The following is a 19,635-nucleotide window of genomic DNA, read 5'->3' on the forward strand; positions in this document are numbered from 1 at the left end:
CCGGCGCGTGGCCGGTGGACGACCAGGGACCTGGCCGGTGCCTCCGTACGAGGCCGGCGTGGGGGGAAGATCCCATTGGTGGTTCCCGCGAACTGTAACGGAAAGGATTTTGATGTTCCATAGGACGACATATCTGATTATTCCGGACACGCAGCTCACGGCATTTGAAAGCGGTTACCGTGATGCATTCGTTGCATAAGTTGCGGTATCTGACCAGGGCTGTGGGGGTGCCGTCGAAAGTCCGGCGAACGTCCAGCACGGACGGGGGGTGACGAGGTGGGACGCGCCGCCGCGCCCGGCCGGACGCGATCGGCTTCGCGGCACCGGCCGGTGAATCTTGGTATGTGAAACCCCCCTCCCGAAGAGGTTGAACCGTAAATTACAGTGATCGCGCAGTCAACTCCCAGACACAAGAAGTCAGGAGGTCCTGTGAAATCACCCCATCGTGCCGTCAGGCTGGCACTCGGCCTGACGACCGGACTGGCGCTGACGCTGGCCGGTGCCCCGCCGGCCTCGGCGGCGACGTGGACGTTGAACGACATCCATCAGCAGACGTGCGTCACATCGCGCTACGGTCACCCGGGCACGTACTTCCTGGCCCAGGTCACCGGAACCTGGTCGGCGAACATCACGCTCGGACTGAGCGACCTGCCCTCCGGTTCCACCGTCATGGGCGGCTTGATCGGCGGCCCGGGATCGAACAGCGACCCGACGCTCGTGAACGGTTTCGTCGGGGTGTCGATCGCGCCGGCTCCCGTCGGCACCTACACCGCGCACCTGGTGGCATCCGACGGAACGGTGACCCAGACCAACCCGATCACGATCCACGTGAAGGACAGCTGCCCCTGATTCGCGGAGGACGTCCAGGCCGCGCGGGCCGCCGGAGCAGTCCGCTGTCTCCGGCGGCCGGCCGAGGACCGTCGCCGGGTCGCCGTCGGCGGGCCGTGACCTCCTCTTATGCCGATCGTGGATCCGGCCGCCTGGGACGTCTTCGCCGAACCGGGCGGCGCGGCCGGAGGTTTCCCTTCCCCACCTGCGGGTATGCGCGCGAATCTGCTCATCGCCGCTCGGGGAGGAACGCGCCGCATGGATGCCAGCAAGCCCGCCAAGGCCGTCAAGGACGTGGTGGAGAACGCCGCCGAGAAGGTCGCCGAGTTCCTGACGCCGGACGTTCCCGGTTCGCCGGGCAGCGCCCCCGCGCCCCTGAAGGAGCCGACGACGCCGCACGACCCGCTGCCGCCCAAGAAGGAGCAGGGCGCTCCCGCGACCGTCACGCCGACCGGGGCGGAGACCGGCGCGCCCGCCGCCGCCAAGGCCCAGCAGGGCGCCCACCTCACCACCGCGCAGGGGGCGCGGCTGCGCGACACCGACCACTCGCTGAAGGCGGGCGAGCGCGGCCCGACCCTGCTGCAGGACCACCACCTGCGCGAGAAGATCACCCACTTCGACCACGAGCGCATCCCCGAGCGTGTTGTCCACGCCCGGGGCGCCGGCGCCCACGGCGTGTTCGAGGCGTACGGCACCGCCGAAACGGTGACAAAGGCCGGTTTCCTCAAGAAGGGCAGGAAGACCGACGTCTTCGTGCGGTTCTCCACCGTCCTCGGCTCGCGCGGCTCGGCCGACACGGTCCGCGACACCCGGGGCTTCGCGACGAAGTTCTACACCGACGAGGGCACCTTCGACCTCGTCGGCAACAACATCCCGGTCTTCTTCATCCAGGACGGGATCAAGTTCCCCGACGTCATCCACGCGGGCAAGCCCCACCCGGACCGGGAGATCCCCCAGGCGCAGAGCGCGCACGACACGTTCTGGGACTTCGTCTCCCTGCACACCGAGGCGCAGCACCACACCATGTGGAACATGTCCGACCGCGCGATCCCGCGCTCCTTCCGGACGATTGAGGGCTTCGGCGTCCACACCTTCCGGCTCGTGAACGAGGCGGGGGAGACCGCGCTGGCCAAGTTCCACTGGAAGCCGAAGCTCGGCGTGCACTCCCTGACCTGGGAGGAGGCACAGATGCTCGGCGGGATGGACCCCGACTTCCACCGCCGCGACCTCTACGACGCGATCGAGGCCGGCGCCTTTCCCGAGTGGGAGCTCGGCATCCAGGTCTTCCCGGACACGCCGGACGAGACCTTCGAGGGGGTCGACCTGCTCGACCCCACCAAGATCGTGCCCGAGGAGCTCGCGCCGGTGCAGGCGATCGGGCGGATGACGCTCACCCGGACGCCGACGAACTTCTTCGCGGAGGTCGAGCAGGTCGCCTTCCATCCCGGCCACCTGCCGCCGGGCATCGACGTCACCAACGACCCGCTGCTGCAGGCGCGGCTGTTCTCCTACCTCGACACCCAGATCACCCGGCTCGGCGGGCCGAACTTCGCGCAGATCCCGGTCAACCGCCCGCGCTGCCCGGTCAACGACATGCTCCGGGACGGCTTTCACCAGCACGCCGTCCACGCGGGGGTCGCGCCGTACCGGCCGAACTCCCTCGACGGCGGGAACCCGTTCGTCGCGGGCGACGCCGAGAACGCGTTCACCGACACGCCCGTCCAGGTCGCCCAGGCGCGGAAGGTGCGGGCCAACCCCGCGTCCTTCGGCGACCACTACAGCCAGGTGCGCCTGTTCTGGCTGAGCATGTCGCCGGTGGAGAAGGAGCACATCATCCGCGCCTACACCTTCGAGCTGGGCAAGTGCTACGAGCAGGCGATCAAGGAACGCCAGCTCCAGTGCCTGGCGAACATCGACCCTGTGCTCTGCCGCGAGGTCGCCACCGGGCTGGGCCTGCCCGTGCCGGAGCCCACGCTGCCGCTCGCCGACCCGGCGCCCAGCGCCGCGCTGTCGCAGGTGGGCAAGGAGTGGCCGGCCGACGGCCGCATGGTCGGCATCGTCGCCGACGCCGCCGCCGACCTCGGCGCCGTACGCGAACTCCGCACGGCCGTGTTCGCGGCGGGCATGGTGCCGCTGGTGATCGCCCCGCACGGCGGCATGCTGGACGACGTGCCGGTGCAGCGGACCTTCGCGACCGCCCGGTCGATCGAGTTCGACGCGCTGCTGCTGGCGACGGCTCCGGCGCCGGCGCCCGACGCCCTGCCCGCGCGCGACGCCAAGGCGGGCGCGGACGGGTCCGCCGCGGTGGACCCGCGCGTGACGCTCCTGGTCGACGAGTGCTGGCGGCACGCAAAGGCCATCGGCGCCTGGGGCACCGGCGCGGCCGTGCTCACGCAGGCCGGGATCACCGGCGCGCCGGGAGTGGTGACCGGTGACTCCGCCACGGAGGTCCTCTCCGGCGTGCGGCGGCTGATGGCCGCCCACCGGGTCTGGGAGCGGTTCCCGGCCTCGGTCGCCTGACACCGCGCCCAGGGCGCGTCCGCCCGCGGACACCCGGGACGACGAGGCATGCCCCGTCGTCCCGGGGGCAATCTGCGTTCCATGAACGTCGCAGCAGATCCCGTCCTGCAGGCCCTGGTCTTCGCCGTCGACACGGCCAGGGGACAGATGAGCGTCACCCTCGCCGTGAACGGCGCGGTCATCACCGGCATCCTCGTCTCCGCCGAGGAGTACGCCGCCACGGTCGTCGCGCAGATCCGCCGATCGCGCGCCGGGAACGGCGAGGGGGAGGGGCTCGAGGACTTCTTCACGCCCGTCGCCGAGCAGGCGAGGGAGCGCCGCGAGCGCCATGCCGCCGTGCTCGCCGGCGGGAGCGCCCCGGAACCGGAACTCCCGGCCTACCTGCACCTCGTCGACGCCTTCACGGTGACCGGAGACCATCTGCCGCAGGGCCCGGGAGCGACCTGGCGGATCCGGGTCGACGACGTCGGCGGATGGAGCGTCAATCCGATCAGCGCCCCCGGCCGGCGCGACTCCTGACCTCCCGGATCTCCCGCCTCCCGATCTCCCCGCCACCGGCGCCGGGCCACGCGTACTCGCGTGGTCCGGCGCCGGTCGGCTGTCCGGCCGGTCTGCCAAGGCGTGACGGCACTTCCCAAAACCGGGTAAACAGACTAATTTAGTAGGGAATGTAACGCTGCTCCGCCCACGCGACGGGGGGTTCCCGGCAGCGGTGAACACGCATGGAGGTCCCATGACGCAGACTCTGCCCGGCCCCGCTCTGAACGCCGACGGCTTCAGGCGCGCGCTCGCGGTGCACGCGGCGGGCGTCGTAGTGATCACAGCGCAGAGCGGGGGGGTTCCGGTGGGCCTGACCGCCACCTCGTTCTCCTCGGTGAGCCTGGACCCGCCACTTGTCTCCTTCTACGTGGATCAGGCGTCCACCACCTGGCCCTCGCTGCGCGAGGCGGACCACTTCGCGGTGAACGTGCTGACCAGCGACCAGGCCGATCTCGCCGCCCGGTTCGCGCGCAAGGGCACCGACCGGTTCGCCGAACCGACCCGGTGGCGTTCCGGACCGCTCGGGGCGCCGTTGCTGGAGGACGTCTCCGCGCACCTGATCTGCCTGCCGTACGAGCGGGTCGGCATGGGCGACCACATCCTCGTCGTCGGCCTGGTCACCCAGGCCGACCTGCACGGGCCGCGGCGTCCTCTCCTCTACCATCAGGGCCGCTTCGGCCGGTTCGTCGAGCACTCGTGATCACTCGGGGACTCCCGGCCCCCTCTTCCTCTGGAGGATCATCCATGGTCTACGGCAACTCCCGTCCGGACGCCCCCGTGGTGGCGTCATGAGCTCTCTTGTGGCACTGGTCGGCAATCCACGCGGTGGCTCCCGCACGCGCCTCGCGGCGGTGGCGGCGGCCGAGGCGCTGGGGGCACGGATCGGGTACGGCGTGCCGCCCGAGGTCGTGGACCTGTCCGCGCTCGGGCCGCACCTGTTCACCCCCGGCCCTTCGCCGAGCGTGGAGGTGGCACTGGAACTGGTCGCGGGATCGAGCGTGCTCGTGGTGGCGAGCCCGACCTACAAGGCCACCTACACCGGGCTGCTCAAGGCGTTCCTCGACCGTCTCCCGGGCGGCGCGCTGACCGGGACGGTGGCCCTGCCGCTGCTGGTCATGGGCGACGCCCGTCACTCGCTGGCCGTCGAGCTGCACCTGCGTCCCGTGCTGGTCGAACTGGGCGCGCTCGTGCCCACCCCCGGCCTGGCGCTGCGGGAGTCCGAGATCCCCGACCTCGACCGGGTCCTCGGCGAATGGGCCGACAGGGTCGCCCCGCAGGTGACCGCACAGCTGGCCGCGCAGGCGCCGCCGGCGGTGCGGGGAAAGGTCACGGCGTGACGGTCCCGGCCGGCGCCCTGGGGGACGCGGTGGGAGATGCGGTGGGCGACGGTCTGGGAGACGGTCGGGGAAACGGGCCGGGGAACGCCGCGGAGGCGCTCCCTGACCGCTATCCGGGTGACACCCACTGGTACGACCTGCCCGACGACGACGCCGCGCCCGAGGAGGGCGAGCACGAGACCGGAGCCCGGTGGCTCCGGTGGCGCTCCGGCTCGCGGCGCTGACCCGGGCACCGGCAGGCAAGAAAAATTGGTATTACCTACTGGGTTTGTGGGATAGTAAACCCCATGGGCAGGGACCCGATCCGCTCGTCGAGTGAGCGAGCAGAGACTCCGCTGACGGCGGCCATCATGGCGGGACGGTGGATCCGCGCGGCCGCCGTGGACGACGAGCGCGGAAGGCGGTGGCGGGCCAACCCCGACCCGTACGGCAGACCGGCGACGGCCGGCGGGCCGGTGTCCCTGCACTCCGGGGCGGCCGGGATCGTGCTGTTCTTCCTGGAGCTCGCCGCCGGAACCGGTCACGAGGCCTACCTGGAGGACGCCCGCGCCGGCGCCCGCTACCTCGCCGCGACGTGTCCCGAGCAGGGGGACATGTCGCTGCACCACGGCCTGGCGGGCGTCGTCCTCGCGCTGGCCGAGGCCGGCTGGGCCCTCGGCGAGGAGCGGTTCGAGGCCACGGCGGTCGCGGTGGCCGACCGGATCGTGCGGAGCGCCCGCGCGTTCGACGGCGGCGGGATCGGCTGGTCGGGGGATCCCACCCTGCGGGGCGACGGCGGCGTCGTCCTCGGGCTGCTGCGCGCCGCCACCGCGCTCGGCGTGCCCGCCTACGAGGAGATGGCGGTCGAGGCGGGCCGGCGGATCGCGCGGCTGGCGGGACCCCGCGAGGAGACCGCGACGTGCCCGGTCCTTCCCGGCGAGGCGGCGGCGCCCGGCTTCCTGACCGGCGCGGCCGGAACGGCCTTCCTGCTCGCCCGCCTGTACGCCGCGACGGGCGACCGGTCGTTCCTCGACGCGGCGTACCGCGGCGCGGGTGTCGTCAGGGCCGCGGGCGTGGCGACGGGACAGGGCGCCGTGGTCGGCGACTACCTGGGCTACTGCTCGGGGTCCGCCGGAGTCGCGCGCATGTTCTACGAGCTCTACCGGGTGACCGGAGACAGCGGCGAGCTCGAATGGGTGAGGCGGCTCGCCGCGGGGGTCAGGGAGTCGGGCGCGCCCTTCCGCCAGACGGCGGGCCTGTGGAACGTCGCCTGCCAGTGCTGCGGCACCGCCGGGCTGATCGAGCTGTACGTGGGCCTGTGGGCGGCGACGGGGGAGCAGGAGCACCTGGAGTTCGCCCGCAGGCTCGCCGACCACCTGATCGGCAGGGCTACGGGCTACGACGAGCGGGGATACCGCTGGTACCAGGCGTACCGGCGGCAGCGCCCCGGCGAGGTGTCGGCCGACACCGGCTACCTGACGGGGGCGGCGGGGATAGGGGCGGCGCTGCTGCACCTCGACGCGGCGGGGCAGGCGGACCGGCCGCGCCGGGTCATCCTGCTGCCCGACAACCCGTTCCCGCCCATCCCCCTGCCGGCCGTCGCCCTGCGGAGGCCGGCGAGCTAGTGGAGTGTCCGAGGCGCCGACAGCGCGGAGGTGACGTGTGAATCCACGCTTCCCGACCACGACCACGACCACGACCACGACGGGCGACCGGGAGACGGGCCGCCGCGCGCCCGGAGCGGGGGAGCCGCCCGCACCACCAGCGCCGGCGCCACCGCCCACGCCGCTGACACCGTCCGCACCGCCGCCCGGCATCCGGAAGGCGCTGCCGGCCCGCCTGTTCGCCGTGCACGGCACCAACGCCGAGATGCGGTGGGAGGCCCTGCGGGGCGAGGGCGACCTGACGCCCGAACGGCTGTTCTTCGTCCGCAACCACACGTCGACGCCGCTGATCGACGCCGCCTCGTGGCGGCTCACCCTGTGGGGGAGCGGGCTGCGCCGTGGCCCGGTCTCGTTCACCTACCGCGACCTGCTCGCCATGCCGGCGGAGGAGGTGACGGCGTTCGTCGAGTGCGCGGGCAACGGCCGGAGTCTGTACGGGGAGCAGCAGAGCCAGGACGTGACCGGCACCCCCTGGAGGCTGGGAGCGGTGGGGGTGGCGCGCTGGCGGGGCGTGCCGCTCGCGGCGCTCCTCGGCAGAGCGGGGATGACCGGCGACGCGGTGGCGCTGATGCCGCGCGGGCTCGACCCCGACTACGTCGACGGCGGGGAGAACCTCGGCCGGGTACGCCGCCCGCTTCCCGTGACCAAGGCGCTGGACGACGTCCTCGTGGCGTACGAGATGAACGGGCGGCCGCTGCCGCCCGACCACGGTTTCCCGGCGCGGCTGGTCGTGCCGGGGTGGGCGGGGATCGCCTGGATCAAGTGGCTGGGAGACGTCGAGGTGTCGGCCGAGCCGCTGGAGTCGCCGTGGAGCAGCCGCCTCTATCGCATGCACGGCCCCGGCCACCCACCAGGGGGAGGCCCCCCGCTGACCCGGACGGGGGTGAAGAGCGCCTTCGAACTCCCCTGGCCGGCCCGCCTCCGCGCGGGACGCGGCCATCTGCTGCACGGCCGGTCGTGGTCGGGCAACGGCCGCGTGGTCCGGGTGGACGTCAGCGACGACGAGGGCGTGTCGTGGCGGCCCGCGCGCCTGCACGGCGACAGGAGCCCGCACGGGTGGGTCAGGTGGACCTTCGGCTGGGCGCCGCCCGGCGTGGGCGAGGCGGGGCTGCTGGCCCGGGCCGTGGACGAGACGGGCGCCGTGCAGCCGGAGCGGGCGGCCTACAACCACCTGGGGTACGCGTTCGACGCGGTGGTGCGCCACCCGGTCGTCGTGACCTGACCGGCGGCGGGGAGGCCGCGGCCGGACGGGCCGCGCGAAGATCTACTGACAGGGGGCGTGGGTGCCCGCGTAAACGGGCAAAGAATCGTATATGTGGCGAAATCTGGCGCAGATTCGCACGTCACATGGCGCAGTGCTGGTTGACCTGTTGCTCGCCGCCGCCGTCATCGCGTTCACGATCCCGCCGACGGTGATGGGCCACTCCTTCTCGCTGTGGGACGGAGTGCCGCAACCGGTGGAGCTCACCGTCGGATCGGCCACCGCCGCGACGATGCTGCTGCGGCGTTACACCCCCTGGCCGGCGATCGTCGCCGGCGTGCTCTGCGCCTGCCTCGTGGGCGAGACGGTGCCGATGGTCCTCGCCGTCTTCTCGCTGACGGCGGAGCACCGCGCGCGCTCGTGGACGTGCGTGGCGCTGGCGCTCATGGCGGTGTATCTCGTGGTCGACTACGAGAACCCCTACACGGACCGGATCTTCTACCTGAGCGTGGTACGCGCGGTGACGCTCGTCTACCTGCCCGCGCTGGTCGGCACCTGGGTGTACGACCACCGGCGGGGGATCCGCGAGCTGAGGGCCGGGGTGCGTGAGCGCGAGGAGTCGGCCGTCCTGGAGGAGCGGCGCAGGATCGCCCGGGAGCTGCACGACACGGTGACGCACGCGGTCACCGGCATGGTCCTCAACGCCGGTCTCATCCGGGATCCGGTGGATCCCGCCGACATCCCCGATCTCGCCGAGGGGATCGAGGACAAGGGCGTCGAGGCGCTCGGCGAGCTGCGGCAGCTGCTCACCATGCTCCGCCGGGAGGACGTGCCGGTGGTGGAGGGGGCCGAGGCGATCGCCCGCCTGGCCGAGGACGCGAGGGCCGCCGGGCTGCGGGTCGACGTCCGGCTCGACGTCCCCCCGGGGGCGCTGCCGCCGGAGGTGACGCACGTGTGCTACCGGCTCGTCCAGGAAGGGCTGAACAACGTGCGCAGGCACGCCCCCGGCTCCGAGGTCCGCATCGCCGGCGCGATCGAGCAGGGCCATGTGGACATCTCCGTGGTCAACACCGCGGGCCGCCCAGTGGGTGGCACAGTGAGTGGCACAGGGGGTGGCGCAGCGGGCGGCAAGGGCGGCCCGGCGGGCGGTACGGGGCCCGGCGGACGCGCGGCGACCAGGACGCCGCTGCTCGGCGGAGGCTACGGCCTCCCCGGCATCAGGGAGCGCGTCAGCCTGCTGGGCGGCAGCCTCACCGCGGGACCTACCCCCGACGGCGGCTTCGTCCTCGCGGCCCGGCTGCCGCTCGAACCCCCCGGGAAACAGGCCGACCTCCGTCAGAGACGGACCGTCCGCGGCTGACCGCGCGTGCCGACCGCGGCCGACGGTCACGCGGGCCGGTCACACGGGCCGGTCGCGCGGGTCGAGCCGCGACGCGGGTACGCGCGGCCGGTGACGCGGTGGGCCCGCCCGCGGAGCACGTGCCTTCCCTTCACCGGAGAGGCGATCTCCCCGTGCCCTTCCTGTGCGCCCGGACGCGCCACACGACCAGGGCGATCACGACGGCCCCGGCGACCACGGCCGCGGCCACGCCGCCGACGGCCGACTCCACCCGCCGGTACGCCGCGCCGGCGAAGTAGCCCAGGAGGGTGTAACCGACCCCCCACAGCACCCCGCCCACCACGTTGAACAGCAGGAATCGCCGGTACTCCATCCGCGAGACCCCGGCCAGCGTGGGAATCAGGGCCCGCAGGAACGCGACGAACCGGCCGAGGAGCACCGCCTGGGGCCCCCACCGGCGGACCAGCTCCCGGGCCCGCTCCACCCGCTCCCGGCGGCGGCGCAGCGGACGCGCGCCGAGGACGCCGGGGCCGATGCGACGGCCGACGGCGTACCCCACGCTGTCGCCCGCGACGGCGGCCAGCACCGCCACGAGCGCCAGCCAGTACACCGAGAGCCTGCCCTGGCCGGCCAGCACGCCCCCCAGCACGACGGCCGTCTCACCCGGGATCACGAACCCCACGAACAGCGCGTCCTCGGCGAAGACCAGAGCGGCCACGACCCCGTAGACCGCGATGCCCGACAGGCCCGAAAGCCAGTTGATGATCGCATCCACGTGTCCTCCAGACGGCCCCCGACCGACATGGTCACACGGTCGTGCTCAGGGGGCCGTCCTCCGCCCGCGCGTCGGCGAGGCGCCGCCGCCCGGCGCGGGCCTTCTCAGGCGACCGGCACGTCGGCGGGCACGCGGACGGCGGTGAAGGTCGTCCGGCGGCGGAGGCGGAAGCCGAGCGCCTCGTACAGGCGGATGGCGTCGGTGTTGCTCTCGGCGGCGTGCAGGAACGGGATCTCGCCGCGGGCCCGGATGCCGGCGGCGACGGCCAGCACCAGCCGGGCCGCCAGGCCCTGCCGGCGGAAGGCCGGGTCGGTGCAGACGGCGCTGATCTCCGTCCAGCCGGGCGGGTGCAGCCGTTCCCCGGCCATCGCGACCAGCGCGCCGCGGCGGCGGATGCCCAGGTAGGTGCCGAGTTCGATGGTGCGCGGCCGGAACGGGCCGGGCTGGGTGCGCTCCACGAGGTCCAGCACGTCGGGCACGTCGGCCGCCCCTAGGCGGACGGCTTCGTCGTCCCGGACGGGGACCACGCCGTCGCCGACCAGTTGCACGCCGGCGCCCTGCATCACCACCTCCCACCCCGGAGGAGGGGTCACGCCGGTGACCGGGATCGTCGCGCCGGGCCCGGCGAGCACGGCGAGGTCGTTCCAGTCGCCGGGGCCGGGATCGTCGGGCAGGGTGTGGAAGGGGGAGACGTCGCCGGGGTAGCGCAGCGCGTTGCCGTGCCGTTCGGCGAGGTGGGCGTGGGGTCCGGTGAGCGACGCCCAGACGGGGTTGTCGAGGGGGTGCCGGTCGCTCATCGCGCCTCTCCCCGTGTCATGCCGGTTCCTGCCGTGCCGTGCTGATGGGGGGACAGGTATGCCTTCGCCATCGGACCTCCCGCCGTTCGTGCGTCTGACGATGCGTGCATAAACCTACTAAACAAGTAGGTCTTGACGGTATATCGGGCTTGCCCCCAAGATGAGGACGAGATCAGGCGCGGCCGCCGCGAGGGCCGATCCCGGCCCCGGGCCCCGCGCCGCCGGCAGACATCCATCCACTCGCCACCCCGGAGGCACGATGACCGCTCCTGTCGTGCTGGAGGAGACGACGGCGGAGTCCGCCGCCCTGACCGTGGTCAGGGCGCGTCACCCCGGACGCTGGATCGCCGGCGCCGCGGTGGCGGTGCTGCTCGCGATGGCGGGCAACGCGCTGGTGACCAACCCGGCCTGGGACTGGCCGGTCGTCGGCGAATACCTGTTCCATCCCTCGGTGCTGCACGCGGTGCTGTTCACCGTGGAGCTGACCGCGCTCGGCATCGCGCTCGGCTTCCTGCTGGGGACCGTGCTCGCGCTGATGCGGCTGTCGCGCGTCCCGCTGCTCGCGTCGGTGGCGTGGGGCTACGTGTGGCTGTTCCGCTCGGTGCCGCTGATCCTGCAGCTGCTGTTCTGGTACAACCTCGCCGCCCTGTACAAGCAGATCTCCTTCGGGGTGCCGTTCGGGCCGGCCTTCCTCTCCGTCGGCACGATGGACCTGATCGGGCCGGTGACGGCCGCCGCGCTCGGCCTCGCGCTGCACCAGGCGGCGTACGCCGCCGAGATCGTGCGCGGAGGCTTCCTGTCGGTGGACCCGGGCCAGCTGGAGGCGGCCGCGGCGCTCGGCATCCCGAGGGCCCGGCAGATCCTCCGGATCCAGCTTCCGCAGGCCATGCGGTCGATCGTGCCGGCGGCCGGCAACGAGATCATCGGCCTGGTCAAGGGCACCTCGGTCGTCTACATCATGGCGCTGCCCGAGCTCTTCTACCAGGTGCAGGTCATCTACAACCGGACCGGCCGGGTGATCGCGATGCTGCTGGTGGCCGCGATCTGGTACCTCGTCCTCACCACGGTGCTCTCGGTCGGGCAGTACTACGTGGAACGCAGGTTCGGCAGAGGCCTCGCGCGGCCGGGGCCCTCGGCGCGGATGCGGCGCCTGCGCCAGGCCCTCGCCGTACGGCGGGCCGCCCCCCGGCGAGCCGGCGGCGGCGAAGGGGGACCGCGATGAGCGGCGAGTTCATGGTCGACGTGCGCGGCGTCCACAAGAGCTACGGCTCGCTGGAGGTCCTGCGCGGCGTGGACCTGCGGGTCCGGCCCGGCGAGGTGACGGTGATCATCGGCCCTTCGGGGTCGGGCAAGTCGACGCTGCTGCGCGGCATCAACCACCTGGAGAAGATCGACCGCGGGTACATCGCCATCGACGGCGAGTTCGTCGGCTACCGGCGCTCGGGGAACCGCCTGCACGAGCTGAAGGAGCGCGAGATCCTCCGCCGGCGCACCCACATCGGCTTCGTCTTCCAGAACTTCAACCTGTTCCCCCATCTCACGGTCCGGCAGAACGTGACCGAGGCCCCGCTCTCCGCCCAGCGCCGCCCCCGTGACGAGGTCGAGGCGCTGGCGGCCGAGCTGCTGGAGCAGGTGGGGCTGTCCGGCAAGGCCGACGCCTACCCGCGGCAGCTGTCCGGGGGACAGCAGCAGCGCGTCGCGATCGCCCGGGCGCTCGCCCTGCGGCCCAAGGTGGTGCTGTTCGACGAGCCCACCTCGGCGCTCGACCCGGAGCTGGTGGGCGAGGTGCTGGAAGTCATGAAGACGCTCGCCCGCGGCGGCACCACCATGATCGTCGTCACGCACGAGATCGGCTTCGCCCGCGAGGTCGCCGACACCGTGGCCTTCATGGACGCCGGCCGGATCGTCGAGCAGGGCCCGCCCCCGCGGGTGCTCGACCGGCCGGAGCACGACCGCACCCGTGCCTTCCTCGGCAGGGTGCTCTGACTGGCGAGCCCCGCGAAGAGGCGACGCGTAAAGACCTCAAGAAGCCCCGAGAAGCCCCGAAGGAAAGCGCATGTCATCCGCACCCCGGTCAGCCGTACTCGCCGTGTCCGCACTGCTGCTGCTCGCGGCCTGCGGCACGGGCTCCGACAGACCCGCGACCGGCGCCGCCGCCGCGGCCGCCGAGGCGGCGCCGGTCGGCTTGAAGATCGACACAAGCCCGCGGCAGGACCGGATCCGGGCCGCGAAAGTGGACGCGATCGCCGCGGAGGTTCCCTCCGCCGTCCGGGCCAGGGGAGAGTTCCTGGTCGGCACCTCGACGTTCGAGCCGCCGCTGTCCTTCGTCGCCGACGACAACGTCACGCCGATCGGGGTGGAGGAGGACATCGCCTCCCTCGTCGCCGACGTGCTCGGCCTCAAGCCGCGCATCGAGCCCACCTCGTGGGAGAACCTGTTCCTCGCGGTCAGGTCCGGCAAGTACGCGGCCGGGTTCTCCAACGTCACCGTGACCGAGGAGCGCAAGGACGTCTACGACTTCGCCACGTACCGGCTGGACCAGCTCGCCTGGGAGGTGCCGAAGGACAGCCCCGTCACCTCGATCACCAAGCCGGCCGACGTCGCCGGGCTCACCGTGGCCGTGGGATCCGGCACCAACCAGGAGAAGATCCTGCTGAGCTGGGACAGGCAGAACCGTGCCGCCGGGCTGAAGCCCGTCCAGATCCAGTACTACAAGCAGGCGGCCGACACCTACCTGGCCCTCAGGTCAGGCCGGATCCAGGCGTACTTCGCGCCCAACCCCACCTCCGCGTACCACGCCGCGGTGAGCGGCGAAACCAAGATCGTCGGCACCTACTCCGGTGCGGGCCCCACGCTCCAGGGGCTCATCGCCGCCATGACCCAGAAGGGCAACGGCCTGGCCAAGCCGATCAGCGACGCTCTCAACGCCCTGATCAAGGACGGCTCCTACGGCAAGGTCCTCGCCCGCTGGGGCCTGTCCACCGAGGCCGTCGACGAATCCCAGGTCAACCCGCCCGGCCTGCCCCGCGAGCAGTAGGCAACCCGTCCCGTCCCGCCGGTGTCCGTCAGGAGGGTCCCGCGGCGTTGGCGACCGCCGCGGCGGCCGGTTCGGCGGCCCGGAGGCGGGGGAGGACGTACTCGCCGACCCGGTACGCCTCCTCGAGGTGGGGCCAGCCGGACAGGACGAACTCGCCGACGCCCAGCGCCGCGTACTCGCGGAGCAGCGCGGCGACCTCGTCGTAGGAGCCGACGAGGGCGGTTCCGGCGCCCTCGCGCACCAGGCCGACGCCGGCCCACAGACCCGGGTGGATCTCCAGGTCGCGCGTGTCCCCGCGGTGCAGGTCGACCATGCGGCGCTGTCCCACCGAGTCGTAGCGGGCGAAACGCCGCTGCGCCTCGGCGACGCGCGCCGGGTCCATCCCGGCCAGCAGCCGCTCCGCCTCGGCCCAGGCCTCGGCGCCGGTGTCGCGGGCGATGACGTGCACGCGCAGGCCGTACCGCAACTCGCGGCCCGCCGACGCCGCGAGGTCGCGCAGCCGGGCGATCCTCTCTGCGATCGCCGATGGCGGTTCCCCCCACATGAGGGCCACGTCGGCGTGGCGGGCGGCGACCCGTTCGGCGGCGGGGGAGGCGCCGCCGAAGTAGACGTCCGGCGCCGGGTCGAGCGGCTCGGCGAGCCCGCCTCCCTCGACGCGGTAGTGCTCGCCGTGGTGGTCGAAGGGGGTGCCCGCCCAGGCGCGGCGCAGCACGTCGAGGAACTCGCCGGTCCTCGCGTAGCGGGCGTCGTGGCCGAGGAAGTCGCCGTACGCGCGCTGCTCGACCGGATCTCCGCCCGTGACGACGTTCAGCAGCAGCCGCCCGCCGGAGACGTCCTGGAACGACTGCGCCTGCTGGGCCAGCAGGGTGGGCAGGGCGTACCCGGTGCGGAAGGCGACCAGCGTCTTGAGGCGCTCGGTGTGCTGGGTCAGCGCGGCGCACACGATCCAGGGGTCCGGGCAGCCCGCTCCGACGGGGGTGAGCGCGGCCTCGAACCCGGCGTGCTCGGCGGCTCTGGCCACCTGCGTCAGGTACGCGACGGTGGCGGGACGCGCGGCGGGGCGGAAGCCGTCGGTGGTCATGATGGCGGAACGGACGTCGTGGCCGTCGCCGGTCGTCGGCAGGAACCAGTGGAAGCGCATCAGGTCACCTCGTCAGCGGATGAGGACCGGCGTACGGTATCGATCAAAACCACGCCAAACAGACCGATTTAGTCGGGAATGCTACCGGATCCGCCTGGTGACGGTGACCTTCCTCCGATCTTCCCCGAACGTGTGTCGCGAACGTATCGGGAAGCGCATACGCCGCCGCAACGGCCCGGCCTCTTCAGTGGGAGCGATGCGCGGCGCGTCGCTGAGAGCGCCGGTTCCCCACCGGAAAGGACCGTGTGCATGAACTCGGATTCGGTACGTGATGTCGGCCGGCGGCAGCTGGTCAAGTGGAGCGGTCTGGCGGCCGCCGGTGTGGTCGCGGCCGGCGGAGCGCCGGGAACGGCCACGCCGCCTCGGCACCGGCCGGGTCGTCCCACGGCGGCCCAGGACGGGCGCGACCGGATCCCGCCGGACACCCTGCCCGGCGGAGCCTACGACCGGTACGTGGCCCGGCTCGCCGCCGAGGGCAGGTTCTCCGGCGTGGTGCTGCTGTCACACCGGGGCCGGACGGTGCTGTCTCGCGGCTACGGCATGGCCGACGAGAAGAGGAGGATCCGCAACCGCGAGGACACGGCGTTCGCCCTCAGTTCGGCGGGCAAGCCGTTCCACGCGGTGGCCATCCTGCAGCTGGCCCAGCAGGGCAGGCTGAAGCTGACGGACACGGTGGGAACCCATCTGACGGGCTTCGCCGAGGACATCGCCGATCGGGTGACCATCCACCACCTGCTGTCCGGCACCTCCGGGCTGGACATGCCAGCAGAGGACGTGCAACGCGTCTTCCGGAGCCGGGACGAGGTGCACGAGTATCACGAGCGGCGGGTCCGGCAGGCGAGACTGACAGGCGTCCCGGGCCTTCCCGGCACCGGCCACCAGGAGGCGGAGACCACCATCCCCGCGCTGATCGTGGAGGCCGTGTCCGGCACGACGTACTGGGACTACGTCCAGGAGCACATCTTCAGGCGCTGCGGCATGACCGGCTCGGCGTTCCACACCAGGCCGCAGTGGCTCACCGGCGAGCACATCGCCCACCCATACATGGAGGTGGCCGCCGGCGGCGTCGTGGACGCCCTCGGCAACCTGGACAAGGGCAGCCCGTACCCGTACATCCTGGGCAAGAACCCGGGCCGCGCCTTCATCGACGCCCCCGGGGACGGCGGCTTCGCCACGGCGCCGGATCTGGTCCGGTTCGCGCGGGCGCTGAGCGACGGCACGGTGCTGGACCGGCCCTGGGCCGACGTGCTCACCGCGGCCAAGACCCCCCTCGGGCCGGCGTCGTTCGCCGCGTACGGGATCGCGATCGACATCGTCGAAGGCCAGTGGGCGTACCAGCGTTCCGGCGGCAACCCCGGTGTCGGGGCCAACTGGAGCATCTACCCCGACACCGGCTGGGTGGGCGTCATCCTCACCAACCACGACGGCGCGCCGCTGGTCGACATCATCGGGCAGGAGCTGCGGGCCGTCACCGGGGCCTCGCCCGGCGGTGGGACGGGCGGCGGGGCGGGCGGCTGAGGCGCCGGACGACGCCGGCGTTCCGTGTATCGCGGACGTATGCGGAATCGCATACGCCGTCGCAACGGCTCTCCGTCTCCAATGGAGGCATGAACCACCACGCATCCCCGTCAGCGTCGCCCCGCCGCACGAGCCGGATCGTGCTCGCCGGCCTGGCGATCCTCGGCCTGGCGAGCGCCGTGTTCGCCGTGCGGCGGCCGCTCGTGATGACCGCTCCGGCATGCCTGGCCGGACGGTGGCACGGGTGCCTCGACACGGAGAACGGCGTGCTGTTCATGATGCTGGCCGGGCTGCCGGCGGCCGCTCTGGTGACGTGGGGTCTGGCGCTCCTCCAGCAGGCCGCCGGCGTCACCTCGGCGTGGCGGAGGTCGCTGGCCGAGGTGGGGATGGTCTACGGGACGGTGCCGTTCGTGTGGCTCACCCTGATGCCGGGCCCGGGGGCCGGCATCGTCCCCGGCCGGGTGAGCCTGATCCCGCTGCGGGACCTGGTCACGATGGGGCCGATCGGGATCGGCGGCAACCTGCTGATCTTCGCGGCGCTGGGGTTCTTCGCGCCGCTGCGCTTCGCGGCGCTGGCGTCCGTGCCGCGGATCCTGGCGCTCGGGGCGGGCTGCTCGGCCGTGGTCGAGACCCTGCAGTACGTCCTGCGGCTCGACCGGGTGTCGTCTGTGGACGACGTGCTGGTCAACGCCGCAGGCGCCGTGCTCTTCGGGCTCGTGTCGCGCCGCTGGTGGCGCCCGGAGGCGTCACCGGACCGGCCCCGCCCCGCGCCGGCGCCCGCACCGGCAGACTGAGCCGTATGCGCGTGCTGATAGTGGAGGACGAGCCCTACCTGGCCGAAGCCGTCCGGGACGGTCTGCGGCTGGAGGCGATCGCCGCAGACATCGCCGGCGACGGCGACTCGGCCCTGGAACTGCTCAGCGTCAACTCCTACGACATCGCGGTCCTCGACCGCGACATTCCCGGTCCCTCCGGCGACGAGGTCGCCCGGCACATCGTCGCCTCCGGAAGCGGCATCCCGATCCTCATGCTCACCGCCGCCGACCGGATCGACGACAAGGCCTCCGGGTTCGGGCTCGGCGCCGACGACTACCTCACCAAACCGTTCGAGCTCCGGGAGCTCGTCCTGCGGCTGAGGGCGCTCGACCGCAGACGCGCGTACGCCCGGCCCCCGGTTCGCGAGATCGCGGGCCTGCGGCTCGACCCCTTCCGCCGGGAGGTCTTCCGTGGCGGACGCTACGTCGCGCTCACCCGCAAACAGTTCGCCGTGCTGGAAGTCCTCGTCGCCGCCGAGGGCGGGATCGTCAGCGCCGAGGAGCTGCTGGAACGGGCCTGGGACGAGAACGCCGACCCCCTCACCAACGCCGTGCGCATCACCGTCTCCGCACTGCGCAAACGGCTCGGCGAACCATGGGTCATCGCCACGGTGCCCGGTGTCGGCTATCGGATCGACACCGGCATCGCCACGGGAACGGGCCCCGGCAGCACGCATGGATAGGCGCCCAGGGCTCAGCACCAGGCTGAAACTCACCCTCAGCTACGCCGGATTCCTCCTGCTCGCCGGCGCCCTCCTGCTGGCGGTGGTGTGGGTGTTCCTGCTGCGTTACGTGCCCGACGGCGCGCTCGGCACCGGGCCGGGGGCCGCCCCGCCCGGGGCGGCGCCCCTGCGGTTCATCCCCAACCGCACCGACCTCCAGCGCGCCTTCGTCCCCCGCGCGGGCCAGGCACTGGCCTTTCTGCTGGCGTTCGGCCTGCTGGGCGGATGGCTCCTCGCCGGCCGGATGCTCGCGCCGCTCACCCAGATCACGGACGCGGCCCGGCGGACGACCGCGAACGGGTCGCTGTCCCACCGGATCCGCATGAAGGGCCGCCGGGACGAGTTCCGGGAGCTCTCCGACGCGTTCGACTCGATGCTCGACCGGCTCGAGTCCCACGTCGCCGAGCAGCGGAGGTTCGCCGCGAACGCCTCCCACGAACTGCGCACGCCGCTGGCGATCTCGCGGACGCTCCTCGACGTGGCCCGCCGGGACCCCACGCGGGACCGGGACGAACTCCTCGATCGCCTGCACACCGTCAACCAGCGGGCGATCGACCTCACCGCGGCCCTCCTGCTGCTCAGCCGCGGCGACCGCGGCGACTTCACCCGGGAGAGCGTCGACCTCTCCCTCGCCGCCGAGGAGGCCGCCGAAACGCTGCTCCCGCTCGCCGAACAACGCCGGATCACGCTGAACGTCACCGGCGGGGCGGCCCGGACCGAGGGCTCCGCCGAGCTCCTGGCGCGGATGGTGACGAACCTCGTCCAGAACGCGATCGTCCACAACCTCCCCGCCGGCGGCACCGTGACGGTCCACACCGAGGCGTACGGCGGCACCAGCCTGCTGCGGGTCGAGAACACGGGCCGCCCGCTCCCGCCGGAACTGATACCGACCCTCATCGAACCCTTCCAGCGCGGCACGGAACGCGTGCGCACCGACGAGCACGCCGGCGCCGGTCTCGGCCTGGCCATCGTGCACAGCGTCGTCCGCGCCCACAACGGGAGCCTCGATCTCGCCCCCGGCCCCCACGGCGGGCTCCTCGTCACCGTACGGCTTCCCGGCGCGCCGTAGGCACGGCCGCCCGGTTCGCCCCCGGCCGCTGCCGCGGGGCCGTGCCACTCGTCGTCACCGGACCGCCGCTCCTCGCGGAAAGGCCGGAATCCCCGGCGAAAGCGTGTTGACAGGTTACCCTAGTTTTCCTACTTTATTTATAGGTATTGAGCGCCGACGCCAAGCCCCGGCTCGTCGGCCGGCAACCCTCGCACCGCGCGGGGTGCCCCGGGGAAAACCTGGCGGCGTGGCAGTCGCGCCGCAAGCGCGGGCCCCATCGGGGCTCCTGGTCATGGGGGCGTGCGCGGCACGCTCTCCGGGAGGCGGCATGGCCACTCACGGGGAGTTTCGGGCGGGCACAGGCCGGGACACGC

19 protein-coding genes and 1 riboswitch are annotated in these 19,635 nt (G+C 72.7%); of the genes, 16 read left to right on the forward strand and 3 right to left on the reverse strand.

All coding sequences use genetic code 11. The annotated features are described in order from the left end of the window. Positions 1-429 precede the first annotated feature (429 nt). From HHX40_RS09850 to HHX40_RS09890, 9 genes are all read left to right on the forward strand, one after another. A complete protein-coding gene (locus tag HHX40_RS09850; protein ID WP_111700198.1) occupies positions 430-849 on the forward strand; it encodes a DUF5980 family protein in 420 nt (139 codons plus the stop codon). 237 nt (positions 850-1,086) lie between these two features. Beyond that, the gene (locus HHX40_RS09855; RefSeq protein ID WP_182880261.1) at positions 1,087-3,348 is read left to right on the forward strand and encodes a catalase; all 2,262 of its coding nucleotides are present in this window, start codon (positions 1,087-1,089) and stop codon (positions 3,346-3,348) included. Positions 3,349-3,429: 81 nt separating this feature from the next. Next, positions 3,430-3,867, forward strand: coding sequence for a hypothetical protein (locus HHX40_RS09860; RefSeq protein ID WP_182880262.1), 438 nt, complete (start codon positions 3,430-3,432; stop codon positions 3,865-3,867). A 214-nt stretch (positions 3,868-4,081) separates the two neighbouring features. After that, positions 4,082-4,588: a flavin reductase family protein gene (locus HHX40_RS09865; protein ID WP_111700195.1), complete on the forward strand. Its 507-nt coding sequence runs from the start codon at positions 4,082-4,084 to the stop codon at positions 4,586-4,588. Between the two features lie 88 nt (positions 4,589-4,676). Next, on the forward strand, positions 4,677-5,225 hold the full coding sequence (locus HHX40_RS09870) for an NADPH-dependent FMN reductase (RefSeq protein WP_182880263.1): 549 nt from the start codon (positions 4,677-4,679) through the stop codon (positions 5,223-5,225). Beyond that, positions 5,222-5,449, forward strand: a complete 228-nt coding sequence (locus HHX40_RS09875) for a hypothetical protein (protein WP_182880264.1) — start codon at positions 5,222-5,224, stop codon at positions 5,447-5,449. Before HHX40_RS09870 ends, HHX40_RS09875 begins: the two co-directional genes overlap by 4 nt. 63 nt (positions 5,450-5,512) lie before the next feature. Next, entirely contained in the window at positions 5,513-6,829 is a 1,317-nt protein-coding gene (locus HHX40_RS09880; RefSeq protein ID WP_182880265.1) for a lanthionine synthetase LanC family protein, read from the forward strand. Between the two features lie 37 nt (positions 6,830-6,866). Continuing rightward, positions 6,867-8,090: a sulfite oxidase gene (locus HHX40_RS09885; protein ID WP_310738013.1), complete on the forward strand. Its 1,224-nt coding sequence runs from the start codon at positions 6,867-6,869 to the stop codon at positions 8,088-8,090. 133 nt (positions 8,091-8,223) lie between these two features. Continuing rightward, positions 8,224-9,429, forward strand: a complete 1,206-nt coding sequence (locus HHX40_RS09890; protein ID WP_182880266.1) for a sensor histidine kinase — start codon at positions 8,224-8,226, stop codon at positions 9,427-9,429. 130 nt (positions 9,430-9,559) lie between these two features. Here the strand turns inward: HHX40_RS09890 and HHX40_RS09895 are convergent, their stop codons facing one another. Further along, positions 9,560-10,183 carry a DedA family protein gene (locus HHX40_RS09895; protein ID WP_182880267.1) on the reverse strand — a complete coding sequence of 208 codons (624 nt, stop codon included), beginning with the start codon at positions 10,181-10,183 and terminating at the stop codon, positions 9,560-9,562. Between the two features lie 104 nt (positions 10,184-10,287). Then, positions 10,288-10,980, reverse strand: a complete 693-nt coding sequence (locus HHX40_RS09900; protein ID WP_182876329.1) for a GNAT family N-acetyltransferase — start codon at positions 10,978-10,980, stop codon at positions 10,288-10,290. Between the two features lie 259 nt (positions 10,981-11,239). Between HHX40_RS09900 and HHX40_RS09905 the strand changes: the two genes are divergently transcribed. The 3 genes from HHX40_RS09905 (at position 11,240) to HHX40_RS09915 (ending at position 14,017) form a co-directional block, all read left to right on the forward strand. Continuing rightward, positions 11,240-12,202 carry an amino acid ABC transporter permease gene (locus HHX40_RS09905; RefSeq protein ID WP_182880268.1) on the forward strand — a complete coding sequence of 321 codons (963 nt, stop codon included), beginning with the start codon at positions 11,240-11,242 and terminating at the stop codon, positions 12,200-12,202. Beyond that, positions 12,199-12,966, forward strand: coding sequence for an amino acid ABC transporter ATP-binding protein (locus HHX40_RS09910; RefSeq protein WP_310738014.1), 768 nt, complete (start codon positions 12,199-12,201; stop codon positions 12,964-12,966). Before HHX40_RS09905 ends, HHX40_RS09910 begins: the two co-directional genes overlap by 4 nt. A gap of 70 nt (positions 12,967-13,036) precedes the next feature. Beyond that, positions 13,037-14,017 (forward strand): ABC transporter substrate-binding protein, encoded by a 981-nt coding sequence (locus tag HHX40_RS09915; RefSeq protein WP_182880269.1) that lies wholly within the window; start codon positions 13,037-13,039, stop codon positions 14,015-14,017. Positions 14,018-14,045: 28 nt separating this feature from the next. Here the strand turns inward: HHX40_RS09915 and HHX40_RS09920 are convergent, their stop codons facing one another. Next, the gene (locus tag HHX40_RS09920) at positions 14,046-15,158 is read right to left on the reverse strand and encodes an LLM class flavin-dependent oxidoreductase (protein WP_182880270.1); all 1,113 of its coding nucleotides are present in this window, start codon (positions 15,156-15,158) and stop codon (positions 14,046-14,048) included. A 249-nt stretch (positions 15,159-15,407) separates the two neighbouring features. Here HHX40_RS09920 and HHX40_RS09925 point away from each other — a divergent pair, with 249 nt between their 5' ends. The 4 genes from HHX40_RS09925 (at position 15,408) to HHX40_RS09940 (ending at position 19,282) form a co-directional block, all read left to right on the forward strand. Further along, complete coding sequence (locus HHX40_RS09925; protein ID WP_182880271.1) at positions 15,408-16,676, forward strand: serine hydrolase domain-containing protein; 1,269 nt, start codon at positions 15,408-15,410, stop codon at positions 16,674-16,676. Positions 16,677-16,765: 89 nt separating this feature from the next. Further along, positions 16,766-17,470 (forward strand): VanZ family protein, encoded by a 705-nt coding sequence (locus HHX40_RS09930; protein ID WP_182880272.1) that lies wholly within the window; start codon positions 16,766-16,768, stop codon positions 17,468-17,470. Positions 17,471-17,475: 5 nt separating this feature from the next. Then, entirely contained in the window at positions 17,476-18,174 is a 699-nt protein-coding gene (locus tag HHX40_RS09935; RefSeq protein ID WP_182880273.1) for a response regulator transcription factor, read from the forward strand. After that, on the forward strand, positions 18,167-19,282 hold the full coding sequence (locus HHX40_RS09940; RefSeq protein WP_182880274.1) for a sensor histidine kinase: 1,116 nt from the start codon (positions 18,167-18,169) through the stop codon (positions 19,280-19,282). The genes HHX40_RS09935 and HHX40_RS09940 overlap by 8 nt, the downstream gene beginning before the upstream one ends. Positions 19,283-19,424: 142 nt before the next feature. After that, a riboswitch (SAM riboswitch) is annotated at positions 19,425-19,535 on the forward strand. The last annotated feature ends 100 nt before the right edge of the window (positions 19,536-19,635 follow it).

Source organism: Microbispora sp. H10949, assembly GCF_014161435.1.
Lineage (GTDB): Bacteria > Actinomycetota > Actinomycetes > Streptosporangiales > Streptosporangiaceae > Microbispora > Microbispora triticiradicis.